The sequence below is a fragment of the Klebsiella sp. CN_Kp075 genome, from assembly GCF_040065055.2.
Classification (GTDB): Bacteria; Pseudomonadota; Gammaproteobacteria; order Enterobacterales; family Enterobacteriaceae; genus Klebsiella; species Klebsiella aerogenes.
The window spans coordinates 4335748-4350743 of the sequence record NZ_CM198050.1; the positions used below are offsets into that span (position 1 = coordinate 4335748).

Annotated in this window: 12 protein-coding genes; 9 read left to right on the forward strand and 3 right to left on the reverse strand. The window is 58.3% G+C overall.

Annotation, left to right across the window (positions count from 1 at the left end; all coding sequences use genetic code 11):
• Nucleotides 1–44: 44 nt before the first annotated feature.
• The 3 genes from fhuA to hrpB form a co-directional block, all read right to left on the reverse strand.
• A complete protein-coding gene (gene fhuA / locus ABLV78_RS20745) occupies nt 45–2255 on the reverse strand; it encodes a ferrichrome porin FhuA (RefSeq protein ID WP_045390109.1) in 2211 nt (736 codons plus the stop codon).
• A 242-nt stretch (nt 2256–2497) separates the two neighbouring features.
• Nucleotides 2498–5050, reverse strand: a complete 2553-nt coding sequence (mrcB, locus tag ABLV78_RS20750; RefSeq protein ID WP_045390106.1) for a bifunctional glycosyl transferase/transpeptidase — start codon at nt 5048–5050, stop codon at nt 2498–2500.
• Nucleotides 5051–5420: 370 nt separating this feature from the next.
• The gene (gene hrpB / locus ABLV78_RS20755) at nt 5421–7850 is read right to left on the reverse strand and encodes an ATP-dependent helicase HrpB (protein ID WP_047042630.1); all 2430 of its coding nucleotides are present in this window, start codon (nt 7848–7850) and stop codon (nt 5421–5423) included.
• Nucleotides 7851–7922: 72 nt separating this feature from the next.
• Between hrpB and thpR the strand changes: the two genes are divergently transcribed.
• The 9 genes from thpR (at nt 7923) to panD (ending at nt 14968) form a co-directional block, all read left to right on the forward strand.
• The gene (thpR, locus tag ABLV78_RS20760; protein WP_047042632.1) at nt 7923–8459 is read left to right on the forward strand and encodes an RNA 2',3'-cyclic phosphodiesterase; all 537 of its coding nucleotides are present in this window, start codon (nt 7923–7925) and stop codon (nt 8457–8459) included.
• Nucleotides 8459–9175: a DNA/RNA nuclease SfsA gene (gene sfsA / locus ABLV78_RS20765; protein ID WP_045390098.1), complete on the forward strand. Its 717-nt coding sequence runs from the start codon at nt 8459–8461 to the stop codon at nt 9173–9175. Before thpR ends, sfsA begins: the two co-directional genes overlap by 1 nt.
• Before the next feature lie 163 nt (nt 9176–9338).
• Nucleotides 9339–9794 (forward strand): RNA polymerase-binding protein DksA, encoded by a 456-nt coding sequence (gene dksA, locus ABLV78_RS20770; RefSeq protein WP_007373199.1) that lies wholly within the window; start codon nt 9339–9341, stop codon nt 9792–9794.
• Nucleotides 9795–9854: 60 nt separating this feature from the next.
• On the forward strand, nt 9855–10736 hold the full coding sequence (gene gluQRS / locus ABLV78_RS20775) for a tRNA glutamyl-Q(34) synthetase GluQRS (RefSeq protein WP_047042635.1): 882 nt from the start codon (nt 9855–9857) through the stop codon (nt 10734–10736).
• A 119-nt stretch (nt 10737–10855) separates the two neighbouring features.
• Nucleotides 10856–12253 (forward strand): polynucleotide adenylyltransferase PcnB, encoded by a 1398-nt coding sequence (gene pcnB, locus ABLV78_RS20780; RefSeq protein WP_072058187.1) that lies wholly within the window; start codon nt 10856–10858, stop codon nt 12251–12253.
• On the forward strand, nt 12250–12729 hold the full coding sequence (gene folK / locus ABLV78_RS20785) for a 2-amino-4-hydroxy-6-hydroxymethyldihydropteridine diphosphokinase (RefSeq protein WP_045390092.1): 480 nt from the start codon (nt 12250–12252) through the stop codon (nt 12727–12729). The genes pcnB and folK overlap by 4 nt, the downstream gene beginning before the upstream one ends.
• A gap of 120 nt (nt 12730–12849) precedes the next feature.
• The gene (gene panB / locus ABLV78_RS20790) at nt 12850–13641 is read left to right on the forward strand and encodes a 3-methyl-2-oxobutanoate hydroxymethyltransferase (RefSeq protein WP_047042642.1); all 792 of its coding nucleotides are present in this window, start codon (nt 12850–12852) and stop codon (nt 13639–13641) included.
• Nucleotides 13642–13652: 11 nt separating this feature from the next.
• Nucleotides 13653–14507: a pantoate--beta-alanine ligase gene (gene panC, locus ABLV78_RS20795; protein WP_045390090.1), complete on the forward strand. Its 855-nt coding sequence runs from the start codon at nt 13653–13655 to the stop codon at nt 14505–14507.
• Nucleotides 14508–14587: 80 nt separating this feature from the next.
• Nucleotides 14588–14968, forward strand: a complete 381-nt coding sequence (gene panD / locus ABLV78_RS20800; protein WP_015368200.1) for an aspartate 1-decarboxylase — start codon at nt 14588–14590, stop codon at nt 14966–14968.
• The last annotated feature ends 28 nt before the right edge of the window (nt 14969–14996 follow it).

Sequence of the window (14996 nt, forward strand, 5' to 3'; positions counted from 1 at the left end):
GCAACAACCTGATATTGGGCGCGGCGAACCGCGCCCGTGAGTAGTTAGAAGCGGAAGGTTGCGGTAGCAACAACCTGACGTTCCGCTCCCCAGTAGCATGCGTACTCGCTATAGCAGCTGGAGACATATTCGCGGTCAAACAGGTTGTTGACGTTGACGCCGACCGAGGACCCCGGCAGGCCAAAGCGCGCCAGATCGTATTTCACCGTCGCATCCATCAGCGCATAACCGGCCACATTGAAGGAGTCATTTTTCTTACCGGTGCTGGTGTCATTTTTGTAGTAGCTGACCGTCGAACCGATATAACGCGCGCCCGCGCCAATCGTCAGCCCGCTAAGCGCGGTTTCGTGGAAGGTGTAATCCGCCCACAGCGAGGCCATATTACGCGGCACTTCCGCCGGACGCTTGCCTTCGAAGACGGTGTCGTGAGTGTATTCGGCATCGGTATAGCTGTATGCCGCGGTCAGGTTGATATTGGCATTGACCGCCGCCTTCGCCTCCAGCTCAAAGCCGCGGGAGCGGATTTCGCCGGTTTGTACGCTGAACAGTCCGGTCGGATCGTTCGGGTCTGCCGTCAGGTTCTTATCTTTAGTCAGCTGATAGACCGCCGCGGTCACCACCACCGGCATATCTTTCGGCACGTATTTCACGCCGGCTTCATACTGCTTACCGCGCGACGGATCGAACGGCTTGCCGGTGCTATTGGAACCCGATACCGGTTCGAACGATTCGCTGTAGCTGAAGTACGGGGAGATACCGTTATCGAACAGATAGTTGATCCCGCCGCGCCAGCTGAACTGCTGGTCGTGATTTTCCGCCATGCTGCTGGTGGAACGGGTGAAGGTAGACGTGGTGGCATAATCGTAGCGGCCGCCTAAGGTCATCACCCATTTGTCCCACTCCATCTGATCCTGCGCGTACAGCCCCGTCTGCTCCATACGGTTAAGGACCGCGTACGGGAAGTTGACGTTCACGTTCGGGTTGCCGTACTGCGGATTGGTCATGCTAATGGCATCGGCCGTACCGTAGTCCGCATCAACGTCGTTACGCATCCGCGAGTAGTCCACGCCGGTCAGCAGCGTGTGGTTCACCGCGCCGGTAGCAAAATCAGACTGCAGTTGCGTATCAACGGTAAAGGTATTCAGGTGCTCATCGGAACGCACGTAGGCACGATTGATTTTCCCCGGCTCCTGGTAACCATTGCCGTAGACCGAACGATACAGCGTATGCACATCGGCATAGCGCAGGTTCTGACGCACGGTAAAGGTGTCATCGAACTGATGGGAGAAGCTATAGCCAACCATCTGCTGGCGACGCGACATCTTGTTATCGGACTCGCCTTCGTTGAAGTCGGTTGGCAGCTTGTGGGCCTTGCCGTTGGCATCGTAATACGGCACCACGGTGCCTTCGCGCGGCAGCCAGCCGTAGTAACCCGCATCCGGGTCATTCTGGAAGTTGCTCAGGAAGGTGAAATCGGTTTTATCATCCGGACGCCAGCTGAAGGACGGAGCGACGGCGTAACGGGTCGATTTCGCCATCTGCTGCTGCGCATCCTGGCTGCGGCCTAAACCGGTCAGACGGTATGACCACACGCCGTCATCATCAATGGCGTCGCTGAAGTCGAAACCGGTTTGCCACAGGTTATCGGTGCCCATTTTAAACTGTACTTCTTTCAGCGGCTCGGTGGTCGGACGCTTGCTGACCATGCTGACGATACCGCCCGGGTTGCTGTTGCCGTACAGCACCGAGGTTGGCCCGCGCATCACTTCCACGCGTTCCAGGAAATACGGGTCCATCGAGACTTCAGAGTAGTTGTTACCCTGCAGCTTCATGCCATCCAGATACTGGTTGGTGTTCACCGTGCTGGAGGTGGTGAATCCACGAATGGTGACCACATCATAAGTGGTCGAGCTACCGCGAGTGGAGAAAACGCTCGGCGTGTAAGAGAGCGCTTCTTTGACCGTTGTCGGCTGCTTCATGTCCATCTCTTCGCGGGTCACCACGGAGATAGACTGCGGCGTTTTTTCAATGGGAGTATCGGTTTTGGTGGCCGTGGCGGAACGCTTCGCGGCGATAGTCGGTGCCGGTCCCCAGGCGCTCTCTTGGCTGGCTGGCGCCGCGGTAACGACGAGGGTTTCTTCTTTCGGTTGTTCCGCAGCCTGTGCATAAACAGACATGCCGCTAACCGCCGTGGCTACTACGACTGCGATTTTACGCAGCGAGTGATTTGGCTGAGCAGTTTTAAGACGCGCCATTGGTATATCTCTGATGAAAGTGAATGATAACGTAAACGAGAATTATTATTATGACGGGTGACATAATAGGCGAAACGCGGAATCCAAGGCAAGCGCTATGCCGAACAGGAAGCGCCAAGGGATTAATAAATAACCAGACGGTTATTAAGGAGTTATCACCGTGTTACGCAGATCCCCTAAATAAAAAAGCCCCCTAATACCTTCGTATTAAGGGGCTGTTCAGACGTTCAGCTTAAACGGTTTTAGTTGCCGCCAAACATATCTTTAATCCAACCGGCCACGCCATCGCTCTTTTCCTGCTTCGCAGGTTGCTGCTGTTGCTGCTGCGGTTGGTTAGCAGGCTGCTGCTGCCCGGACTGGTTGAACGGGTTATTGGCTTCCTGCTGCTGTTGCTGCTGTTGCTGCAGGGCTTCGCCCTGGCGGCACAGCGCATCCGGCGAGGTAGTCCACACCGGCAGCGTACGCATACCGCCGCTGCACTGGAAGTAACCGTTGCTGTCCACGCCCATGTCCACGACATCTTCCGGCGGCGTCAGCGCCAGCGGCGTCGGGGTTTGGTTAGCCAGGTAGCGCTGATAAATTGACATCGCGCCGCTGGCCCCGTACAGCTTGGTCGGCTGGTTGTTATCGCGGCCAACCCAGGTAATCGTCACCTGGCTGCCATCGATACCGGCAAACCAGGTATCCACATTGTTGTTGGTGGTCCCGGTTTTACCCGCCAGATGCAGGCCAGGATATTTGGCGCCAAGCTGACGGCCGGTACCGCGCTGCACCACCTGCTGCATGGTCCACAGGGTCATATAGGCCGCCTGCGCCGGAACGGCGCGTTCCGCCTGCGGGTAGCTCTGGTACAGCACCGTACCATCTTCAGCAATAACGGAACGCAGCGCCGACAGCGTTGCGCGGTTACCGCCGCTGGCGATGGTCTGGAATGCCTGCGCGACTTCAATTGGCGTCAGGTTAAGGGCGCCAAGGATCATCGCAGGAACCGCATTCAACTGGTCTTTCGGCACGCCCAGCTTCTGCCAGGTATCGGTGATCGCCGGCAGACCCAGCGACATCCCGAGGTTAACCGTCGGCACGTTCATCGAACGGGTCAGGGCATCCACCAGCATCACCTGACCGCTAAAGCGACGATCGTCGTTCTGCGGCGACCAGGTCTGGCCGTTCGACAAGCGAATCGTCACCGGCGCATCGGCAATCCACGTATTCAACCGATACTGATTCGGCTGGCTCAGCGCGGTCAGATAAGTGGCCGGTTTTGCCAACGAACCAATCGAACGACGCGCCTGCATCGCGCGGTTGTAGCCGGCAAACTGCGGCTCCGCGCCGCCGACCATCGCCCGGACTTCGCCGGTGAAGCGATCGACCACCACCATGGCGGTTTCCAGATCCGGCAGCTTACGCTGTTTCTTCAGTGCCGGGATACCTTCGATGGCCGCTTTTTCCGCCGCATCCTGAGCCACCGGGTCAAAGGTGGTGAAGATCTTCACGCCAGAGAGATCTTTTACTTTATCGCCCAGTTTCGCCTGCAGCTCCTGGCGCACCATCTGCATGAACGCCGGCTGCGGAGAAATCACCCCGCCGCGCGGCTGCACGCCCAGCGGACGGGCGCTCAGCATATCGTACAGCTCCTGGTCGATAATGTTCTGCTGCTGCAGCAGACGCAGCACCAGGTTACGCCGCTCCAGCGCCAGTTTCGGGTTACGCCACGGGTTATAGATTGACGCCCCTTTGACCATCCCGACCAGCAGCGCCTGCTGATCGAGGCTCAGCTCTTCTACCGGGCGGCCAAAGTAGTACAGGCTCGCCAGCGGGAAGCCGCGGATTTCGTTGTCGCCGCTCTGGCCGAGATACACTTCGTTCATGTACAGCTCAAGGATACGATCCTTGCTGTAACGGGCGTCAACGATCAGCGCCATATAGGCTTCGTTGGCCTTACGCCAGTAGGAACGCTCGCTGGACAGGAACAGGTTCTTCACCAGCTGCTGGGTCAGGGTACTTGCCCCCTGCACCGTACGCCCCGCCGTCAGGTTCGCCAGCACCGCACGGCCCATTGAGTACAGGCTGATACCGTCATGCTCATAGAAGTGGCGGTCTTCGGTCGCCAGCAGCGTATCCACCAGCAGATCCGGGAAACCGCTACGCTTAACGAACAGGCGCTGCTCGCCGTTCGCCGACTGCAGCATGGTGATCAGGCGCGGATCGAGACGGAAGAAACCGAACTGACGGTTGTTATCCATATTCTCGATGGTATCCAGATGATCGCCATCGAAGGTCAGACGCGCGCGCACCTGCCCCTCTTTACTATCCGGGAAATCGAACGGACGACGGATCATCTCGATGCTATTAGCCTGTACGGTGTATTCGCCAGGACGCGTCATTGCGCTGACCTGACGGTACTGGGTCGCATTAAGCAGGCGCACCATCTCGTTTTTGCTGATCTGCATATCCGGCTCAAGGTTGACCATCCGGCCATACACTGCCGCCGGCAGTTCCCAGACTTTACCGTCAATGCGGCTGCGAATTTTCTGGTCGAGGTAGACGCCATAGGCGGCGATAATTACCGCAAAGACAATCCCCAGCTTAACCAGCAGCCACAGCCAGCTGCGCTTACGACGAGGCTTATTGCCTTTGCCCTTTCCTTTCTTCGGCATCGGTCGTTCATCCTCATAATCGTCATCGTAATCATCGTCGTAGTCCTCTTCCCGGACCCGGCGACGGGTGACTTTTTGTTTTGCCGGGCGTGAAGGTCTCCCTTTACGTCCGATAGGCTCGCGGTCATCTCCCGCCATGCTTTTTCTCCGCAACTTTCAGGCGTAAAGGCCTGATTCTCAATACTTCCTCTTGAAGGAGGAAGAAGATATCTCTCAATTTAACACCCGCCGCGCTGCCGCGGCCGACGTCTTTCATATCATCTTCGAAGAATAATTCATTAAACAAATCATATAATTATCTGTTTAAGCTGAAGAATATCTCCGGACATAGCACGAATTGTCCAGGCCACAGAGAATAGCACTAATCCGCGACATTCTTAACCAGCATTTTACAACCGCAAAACGCGATAAACGGTAAAATATGATGTTTTTTAATAACATAAATATTGCGCCGTGTGACTCAGGCCGCCGATTTTCAGAACCGCGCCCACAGCAAGGGCGCGGCGCCTCAGGAGTATTTTTTCGTCCGCCGGGTCGGCGCGGTATTCGCCGGGTCATCCGGCCAGACATGTTTCGGATAGCGTCCTTTCATCTCTTTTTGCACCTCGCGGTACGCCCCTTGCCAGAAGGCGCTCAAATCGCGGGTAATTTGTAACGGTCGCTGCGCCGGCGAAAGTAATTCCAGCACCAGGGGAACCCGCCCTTCGGCAATGCGCGGCGTCGTCGCCTCGCCAAACATCTCCTGCATCCGTACCGCCAGCGCCGGCGGGTTATCTTCATGATAGCGAATAGCGATACGGCTGCCGGTCGGCACCGTGTAATGGGTCGGCAGCTCGCTATCCAGCTTCTGGCGTAACGTCCACGGCAGCCAGTTTTGCAGCGCCTGTCGCAGGTCTACCGCCTTGAGCGCCCGAAGCGAATGCACCCCGGTCATCTGCGGCAACAGCCACGCCTCCAGCGAAGCTAACAGCGATGCGTCATCAACGGCGGGCCAGTCCGCTTCCGGCAGCCACTGCGCGGCGCAGTGCAGCCGCAGGCGCAGTTGTTCAGCCTCCGGCGTCCAGTTCAATACCCCGAGCCCCTTATCGCGGATACCGTTGAGCATCGCCTGGTGCAGCTCCGCCTCCGACGGTTTCGCCAACGGCTGAGTTTTTATCACCAGCTGGCCAATGCAGCTACGCCGCCAGGCTTTTAGCGTCCCCTGCGCTTCATCCCACTCCACGGTATCGGAGCGTTGTATCAGCTCAGGACGCTGCGCCACCAGTTGGTCAATATCCAGCGGCAGCGCCAGCAAAATTCGCGCATCGGGCGCCGAACTGCCCTGTAGTAGCAGCGGCGCAATTAGCCATTCGTGACGGCCGAGCGCGTCATCGGCATCCAGCATCGCCCCCATGCCGTTAGCCAACTGATAGCGCCCTTCCTGGCCGCGTCGACGGGCGATCCGGTCGGCAAACGCTGGGGCCAGCAACGCCGCCATCCGCTCAGCATCAGGCTGACCGCCGCGGCTGGCCAGCCGCTTCAATAACTGCTGCGCCCGCTGCTGCCAGTTGCCCTGCTGGCGCGCAAACGCGGCGCCTAAGTCACTATTGCCGCCGCGCGGCGGCTCCTCAAGAATAGCCGCCAGTTTCGCCGCCGTCGCCGCGTCATCCGCGGAATCGGCCGCCGTCAGCATGGCCGCCAGACGCGGGTCGTTACCCAGCGCCGCCATTTGGCGCCCGTGAGCCGAAAGGCGTTCGCCCTCCAGCGCCGATAGCGCCGTCAACAGACGCCGCGCCGCCGCCAGATTGATCGCCGGCGGTAGGTCCAGCCAGCGAAGCTCGGCCGGATCGCGGCAGCCCCACTGCAGCAACTCCAGCAGCAGAGCCGATAGATCGCTTTGCAGAATTTCCGGATCGCTCTGCGCCGCCGCGCGCTCCGCCTGCTCTTTCGCCAGCAGATGCAGGCAGATCCCCGGCTCCAGACGCCCGGCGCGACCGGCGCGCTGGGTCATTGACGCCTGGCTTATCCGCTGGGTGATTAGCCGGGTCAAGCCGGTGCGCGGATCGAAGCGCGCGACCCGCTCCTGAGCGCTGTCGACCACCAGGCGAATGCCTTCGATCGTCAAACTAGTTTCAGCGATATTGGTCGCCAGCACCACTTTGCGCATCCCAGCGGGCGCCGGGAGAATCGCTTTGCGCTGTTCGCTCAGCGGCAGCGCGCCGTACAGCGGGCATAACAGCACATCGCTGGCTACGCGCTCGCTCAATTGTTCCTGTACGCGCTGAATTTCGCCAACGCCCGGCAGGAATAACAGCATCGAGCCCTGCTCCTCACGCAGCAGATCCGCGGCGGCGATCGCTACCGCTTCGGCAAAATGCTGATGGCTCGCCAGCGGCGTAAAGCGACGTTCAACCGGGAATGCACGCCCTTCGGAAACTACCACCGGCGCTTCCGGCAACAGGCGCTGCAGACGATCGTTATCCAACGTCGCCGACATGATCAATAACTTGAGATCGTCACGCAGCCCCTGCTGAACGTCCAACAACAACGCCAGCGCCAGGTCGGCCTGCAGGCTTCGTTCATGAAATTCATCGAGGATCACCAGCCCCACGCCGGAAAGTTCCGGATCGTGCTGCAGAGTGCGGGTTAGGATCCCTTCAGTAACCACTTCCAGACGGGTATTTGGCCCAACGCAGCTTTCGGCGCGCATCCGGTAGCCTACCGTTTCTCCCGGTTTTTCTCCCAGCAGCTCCGCCAGACGCTGAGCGACGTTACGCGCCGCCAGCCGCCGCGGCTCCAGCAGAATAATCCGGCCATCAATGTTGCCATCGGCGAGGATCTGTAGCGGCAGCCAGGTTGATTTACCCGCGCCGGTAGGCGCGTTAAGCAGCACCTGCGGCGCCTGCTGCAGGGCGGAAAGAAGTTCGGGAAGAATTGCGGCAACCGGCAATGAGGACACGAAAGGCTCCGGAGGTTAACATTCGAGGGCAAGCATTGTAGCATCCCCGTAATTCATTACCGAGTCTCTATCATGTCCGAGCCGAAACGGCTGTTTTTCGCTCTTGAACTGCCGAAAGCGATACAGAAACAGATTATTCACTGGCGCGCCGCCCATTTTGCCGACGATGCCGGAAGGCCGGTCGCCGCCGATAACCTACATCTGACGCTGGCGTTTCTCGGCGACGTCAGCGCTGAAAAACAGCGCGCGCTGTCGGCAATGGCCGGACGCATTCAACAACCGCCATTTACCCTGACGCTCGACGACGCCGGCCAGTGGCTGCGTTCGCGCGTAGTGTGGCTCGGTACCCGCCAGCCGCCGCGCGGCATGCTGCAGCTGGCAAATATGCTGCGCGCTCAGGCAGCGCGCAGCGGCTGCTATCAAAGCCCGCAGCCGTTTCATCCGCATATCACCCTCCTGCGCGACGCCCGCCACGCGGTGCCAATCCCGCCGCCGGGTTTTTGCTGGCAGGTGCCGATCAACGAATTTGTTCTTTATGAGTCCAGCTTTCTCCGCGGACGCACCCGCTACAACGTGCTGGAACGTTATCCATTTACCAGGGAACTCTGATGCTGTTCACTCCGCCTTTGCAGTCCGCCACTTTAATTAAACGTTACAAACGGTTTCTGGCCGATGTCGTCACGCCGGAGGGCCAGGAGCTGACGCTGCACTGCCCGAATACTGGCGCCATGACCGGCTGCGCCGCGCCGGGCGATACCGTCTGGTATTCCACTTCCGATAATCCTAAACGTAAATATGCGCATACCTGGGAATTAACTGAAACCCAACAGGGCGCGGTCATCTGCGTCAACACGCTGCGGGCCAATACCCTCGCGAAAGAGGCGGTACTCGCCGGAAATATCCCTGAGCTTGCCGGGTATAACATTCTGAAAAGCGAAGTAAAATATGGCGAAGAAAATAGCCGAATCGACCTTATGTTACAGGCAGAAGGCCGCCGTAACTGCTATATTGAAGTGAAATCGGTTACGTTGGCGGAAAAAGAGTACGGTTATTTTCCCGATGCCGTTACCGCACGCGGTCAGAAGCACCTGCGGGAACTCATGAGCGTCGCGGCCGCGGGCCATCGGGCCGTGATTTTATTCGCCGTGCTGCATTCGGCGATAGACCGTTTCTCACCCGCGCATCATATTGATGCCAAATACGCACAGCTGTTGATAGAGGCGCAGGAAAAGGGGGTAGAAATTCTCGCCTGGAAAGCGGAACTTTCTACCAAAATGATGACTCTGAATAAGCCGATTGCCGTGGCGTTAACCCCCGGTAATTAAAAGGCTAAATTGTGTCCGGTTCGCGAGCGCAAATACGCTTTTCTTCACAGCGTTGTCAAGTGTAACGTTTAGATAATTGCTATCCGGAAAAGCATCTGCTATTTATAGCGGCCTGATTTTTCCCCCACATGGGGATCGATAGTGCGTGTTAAGGAGAAGCAACATGCAAGAAGGGCAAAACCGTAAAACATCGTCCCTGAGTATTCTCGCCATCGCTGGGGTGGAGCCGTACCAAGAGAAGCCGGGCGAAGAGTATATGAACGAAGCCCAGCTGGCGCACTTCAAGCGCATTCTTGAAGCATGGCGTAATCAACTCAGGGATGAAGTGGATCGCACCGTAACGCATATGCAGGATGAAGCAGCTAACTTCCCGGACCCGGTCGACCGTGCCGCGCAGGAAGAAGAGTTCAGCCTGGAGCTGCGTAACCGCGACCGCGAACGTAAACTCATCAAGAAGATTGAGAAAACACTGAAAAAAGTCGAAGACGAAGACTTCGGCTTCTGCGAATCCTGTGGCGTGGAGATTGGCATTCGCCGTCTGGAAGCGCGTCCAACAGCTGACCTGTGCATCGACTGCAAGACGCTGGCGGAAATTCGCGAAAAACAGATGGCGGGTTAATTCCCAGCTACCTCACTCTCTGGCGGGAGTTTCTCCCGCCTGATTCCCCTTGTGTTTAACATGACCGACTCAGACTATATCGGGCGCTTTGCTCCCTCACCTTCCGGCGAACTCCACTTCGGCTCATTAATCGCCGCCCTCGGCAGCTATCTACAGGCGCGGGCGAAAGGCGGTATCTGGCGCGTACGCATTGAAGATATCGACCCGCCGCGGGAAGTTCCCGGCGCCGCCGACACTATTTTGCGACAGCTCGATCGCTACGGTCTGCACTGGGACGGCGAGGTACTGTGGCAATCCCAGCGGCACGAAGCCTATCGCGAGCGCCTCGCCTGGCTGCGCGATCGGGATCTCTGCTACTACTGCACCTGCACCCGCACGCGCATTCATAGCGTCGGCGGGATCTACGACGGCCACTGTCGCGATTTGCGCCTTGCCGGCGAAAACGCCGCGCTGCGCCTGCGTCAGACCCGTCCGGTACTGGAATTTTATGACCAGTTGCGCGGAACCATCGTCGCCGACGAACCGCTGGCGCGGGAAGATTTCATCATCCATCGTCGCGACGGGCTGTTCGCCTATAATCTGGCGGTAGTGGTTGACGACCATTTTCAGGGGGTCAGCGAAATCGTCCGCGGCGCCGATCTCATCGAGCCAACGGTACGACAAATTTCATTGTATCAGCACTTTGGCTGGCCTGTGCCAGACTACGTGCACCTGCCGCTGGCGCTGAACGCCGAAGGTAATAAGCTCTCAAAACAAAACCACGCCCCGTCCCTGCCGGAGGGCGATCCGCGCCCGGAAATTGTGCGGGCATTAACATTTTTGAATCAGGATGTCATCGAGGATTGGCAAGCGCTGAGTATTGAAGATTTACTCAAACAAGCGGTAGCCAACTGGCAACCTGCAAAAATCCAGCATTCTCAAATGGCTCCCGCTGAGCTATGATTAGCCGCTATTTTTGCTCGTCGCCCTTCAGGTTGCCCCTGAATTTGCCGTTTAAATGCAACCTGAAGCCCATAGAGTAATGTTTTATCCGAAGTTCGTCTGACACTACGAGGTGCACCATTTTTACCCGAGTCGCTAATTTTTGCCGCAAGGTGCTAAGCCGTGAAGAGCGCGAGGCAGAGGCTGCCGCCGTCGAACAAACGCATATGACGGTGATCCCGCGTGAACAGCATGCAATTTCCCGCAAAGATATCAGTGAAAACGCGCTCAAGGTGCTCTATCGACTGAACAAGGCGGGCTACGAAGCTTACCTGGTCGGCGGCGGCGTTCGCGACCTGCTGCTGGGCAAGAAACCAAAAGATTTTGACGTCACCACCAGCGCGACCCCGGACCAGGTACGTAAACTGTTCCGCAACTGCCGCCTGGTTGGCCGTCGTTTCCGCCTGGCGCACGTGATGTTCGGGCCGGAAATCATTGAGGTCGCCACCTTCCGCGGCCATCACGAAGGCCACACTAACGACCGCGTCACCTCCCAGCGCGGCCAGAACGGCATGCTGCTGCGCGATAACATCTTCGGTTCTATCGAAGAGGATGCCCAGCGCCGCGACTTCACCATCAACAGCCTTTATTACAGCGTGGCGGACTTCACCGTACGCGACTACGTTGGTGGAATGCGCGATCTGCAGGAAGGGGTGATTCGCCTGATTGGCGACCCGGAAACCCGTTACCGTGAAGATCCGGTGCGCATGCTGCGCGCGGTACGTTTCGCCGCCAAACTCCATATGCGCATCAGCGCCGAAAGCGCCGAGCCAATTCCGCGTCTGGCCACCCTTCTTCACGACGTCCCCCCGGCGCGTCTGTTTGAAGAAGTGCTGAAACTACTGCAGGCGGGTTATGGTTATGAAACCTACCAGCTGCTGCGCGAATACAGCCTGTTCCAGCCGCTGTTCCCGACGATCACCCGCTACTTCACCGAGCGCGGCGATAGCCCGATGGAACGCATCATCATTCAGGTGCTGAAGAATACCGATAACCGCCTGCATAACGACATGCGCGTTAACCCGGCATTCCTGTTCGCGGTCATGTTCTGGTATCCGCTGCTGGAAATGGCGCAGAAAATCGCGCAGGAGAGCGGGCTGGTCTATTACGACGCCTTCGCGCTGGCAATGAATGACGTGCTGGATGAAGCCTGCCGGACGCTGGCGATTCCTAAACGCATCACCACCCTGGTGCGCGATATCTGGCAGCTGCAGCTTCGTATGTCCCGCCGTCAGGGCAAACGCGCGTGGAAACTCATGGAGCATCCGAAGTTCCGCGCCGCCTATGATCTGCTTGAACTGCGCGCAGGCGCCGAGAACAACCACGAACTGCAGCGCCTGACCAAATGGTGGGGCGAGTTCCAGGTAGCCGCGCCGCCGGAACAGAAAGATATGCTCAACGACCTCGGCGACGATCCGGCTCCGCGCCGCCGCCATCGCCGCCCGCGGAAACGCGCGCCGCGTCAGGGTAACGCATGACCCTGGTCTATATCGCCATTGGCAGTAATCTCGCTTCGCCGCTCGAACAGGTGAATGCGGCTATCCGCGCGCTGGCCGACATTCCGGACAGCCGCGTGGCGAGCGTGTCTTCGCTGTACCGTACGCCGCCGCTGGGGCCGCAGGATCAGCCCGACTATCTCAATGCCGCCGTCGCGCTTGAAACCGCGCTCGCGCCGGAAGCGCTGCTCGATCACACTCAGCGCATCGAACTGCAGCAGGGACGGGAGCGGAAAGCCGAACGCTGGGGACCGCGAACGCTGGACCTCGACATTATGCTATTCGGCGATGCGGTCATTAACAGCGAGCGTCTGACGGTGCCGCACTACGATATGAAAAATCGCGGTTTTATGCTCTGGCCGCTGTTTGAAATCGCCCCACAGCTCCACTTCCCCGATGGCCTCGCCCTTCGCGCCGCGCTGGAAAATCTGGGCGCCGAAAAACCCGCTCTCTGGTAACCCCTACTCCCTTTTTTAGCATTTCCGGCGATAGTGGTAATCGGTTGCCCAAAATCATTGCCCCCCTGAATGCTGCTGTTAGAATGCCGGTTAATATGACTTTCATCATCAGGAAACGTTATGAAACCGACCACCATTGCCCTGCTGCAGAAATGCAAACAGGAGAAAAAGCGCTTCGCCACTATCACCGCCTACGACTACAGTTTCGCTAAGCTTTTTGCCGACGAAGGCATTAACGTCCTGCTGGTGGGCGATTCGCTAGGGATGACGGTACAGGGCCACGACTCCACGCTGCCGGTGACCGTTGACGATATCGCTTACCACACCCGCGCGGTGCGCCGCGGCGCGCCGAACAGCCTGCTGCTCGCCGACCTGCCGTTCATGGCCTACGCCACGCCGGAACAAACCTTTGAAAATGCCGCCGTCGTGATGCGCGCCGGCGCCAATATGGTCAAGCTCGAAGGCGGCGCCTGGCTGGCTGATACCGTCAGGATGCTGGCGGAGCGCGCGGTACCGGTTTGCGGTCACCTCGGTCTGACGCCGCAATCGGTGAACGTGTTCGGCGGCTATAAAGTACAAGGTCGCGGCGATGCAGCGCAGGCGCTGTTTGATGACGCATTAGCCCTGGAAGCCGCCGGCGCCCAGCTGCTGGTGCTGGAGTGCGTGCCGGTAGAGCTGGCAAAACGCATTACCGAAGCGCTGACGATCCCGGTTATCGGCATCGGCGCAGGCAACGTGACCGATGGGCAAATCCTGGTGATGCATGACGCTTTCGGGATCACCGGCGGCCACATTCCTAAATTCGCGAAAAATTTCCTCGCAGAAGCGGGCGACATCCGCGCCGCGGTACGGCAGTATATTGCCGAAGTCGAATCCGGGACCTATCCGGGCGAAGAACATAGTTTCCATTAAGGAGTCTTGTTGTGCTGATAATTGAAACCCTGCCGCTGCTGCGCCAGCATATCCGTCGTTTACGCCAGGAAGGCAAGCGCATTGCGCTGGTTCCCACCATGGGCAACCTGCACGATGGTCATATGAAGCTGGTTGATGAAGCCAAAGCCTGCGCGGATGTCGTGGTGGTCAGTATCTTCGTGAATCCCATGCAATTTGACCGCCCGGACGATCTGGCGCGCTATCCGCGTACCCTGCAGGAAGATTGCGAAAAGCTGAACAAGCGCAAGGTCGATTTTGTCTTTGCTCCGGCGCCGGCGGAAATTTATCCGCAGGGTACCGAAGGGCAAACCTTCGTTGATGTCCCGGGCCTGTCGACCATGCTGGAAGGCGCCAGCCGCCCTGGCCACTTCCGCGGCGTCTCGACCATTGTCAGCAAGCTGTTCAACCTGGTGCAGCCGGATGTCGCCTGCTTCGGCGAGAAAGATTTCCAGCAGTTGGCGCTGATCCGCAAAATGGTCGCCGATATGGGTTATGACATCGAGATCGTCGGCGTGCCGATTATCCGCGCGAAAGACGGCCTGGCGCTGAGCTCGCGTAATGGTTATCTGACCGCCGAGCAGCGTAAAATCGCCCCGGGTCTGTATAAAGTGCTGAGCTCGGTGGCGGAAAAACTTGCCGCGGGCGAACGTCATCTTGAGGAAATCATCGCCATCGCCGAGCAGGAGCTCAACGAATCAGGTTTTCGCGCCGACGATATCCAGATCCGCGATGCCGACACCCTGCTGGAGCTCACGGATGCCAGCAAACGCGCGGTGATCCTGATGGCGGCATGGCTGGGCCAGGCGCGTCTGATTGATAACAAAATCGTCGAGCTGGGCCAGTAGTCCGGAACGAAAAATCGGGTTATTTTCTCAAAGCGGATGCCGTGTCCGCTTTGCTACTTAAAGGTTGGAAGGTAGAAGTTATGATGCGTAATATGCTGCAGGGCAAGCTCCACCGCGTTAAAGTCACGCAGGCTGACCTGCATTACGAAGGTTCCTGCGCCATTGACCAGGATTTCCTCGAAGCGGCCGGTATTCTGGAAAATGAAGCCATTCATCTGTGGAACGTGACCAACGGAAACCGTTTCTCGACTTATGCGATCGCCGCCGAGCGCGGTTCGAAGATTATCTCCGTCAACGGCGCTGCGGCACACTGCGCAAGCGTCGGCGATATCCTCATTATCGCCAGCTTCGTGACCATGTCTGACGAAGAAGCCCGCACCTGGCAGCCGAAAGTGGCCTATTTCGAAGGCGATAACGAAATGAAGCGCCAGGCGAAAGCCATCCCGGTGCAGGTCGCCTGATTCTTACGGCGCTGCGCTCAGCCGCAGC

Bases quoted from the DNA above. Each gene is read 5' to 3' on its own strand.
- folK (WP_045390092.1), top strand. From the start codon at position 12,250: ATGACCCTGGTCTATATCGCCATTGGCAGTAATCTCGCTTCGCCGCTC.
- thpR (WP_047042632.1), top strand. From the start codon at position 7,923: ATGTCCGAGCCGAAACGGCTGTTTTTCGCTCTTGAACTGCCGAAAGCG.
- panD (WP_015368200.1), top strand. From the start codon at position 14,588: ATGATGCGTAATATGCTGCAGGGCAAGCTCCACCGCGTTAAAGTCACG.
- gluQRS (WP_047042635.1), top strand. From the start codon at position 9,855: ATGACCGACTCAGACTATATCGGGCGCTTTGCTCCCTCACCTTCCGGC.
- dksA (WP_007373199.1), top strand. From the start codon at position 9,339: ATGCAAGAAGGGCAAAACCGTAAAACATCGTCCCTGAGTATTCTCGCC.
- sfsA (WP_045390098.1), top strand. From the start codon at position 8,459: ATGCTGTTCACTCCGCCTTTGCAGTCCGCCACTTTAATTAAACGTTAC.
- panB (WP_047042642.1), top strand. From the start codon at position 12,850: ATGAAACCGACCACCATTGCCCTGCTGCAGAAATGCAAACAGGAGAAA.
- mrcB (WP_045390106.1), bottom strand. From the start codon at position 5,050: ATGGCGGGAGATGACCGCGAGCCTATCGGACGTAAAGGGAGACCTTCA.
- fhuA (WP_045390109.1), bottom strand. From the start codon at position 2,255: ATGGCGCGTCTTAAAACTGCTCAGCCAAATCACTCGCTGCGTAAAATC.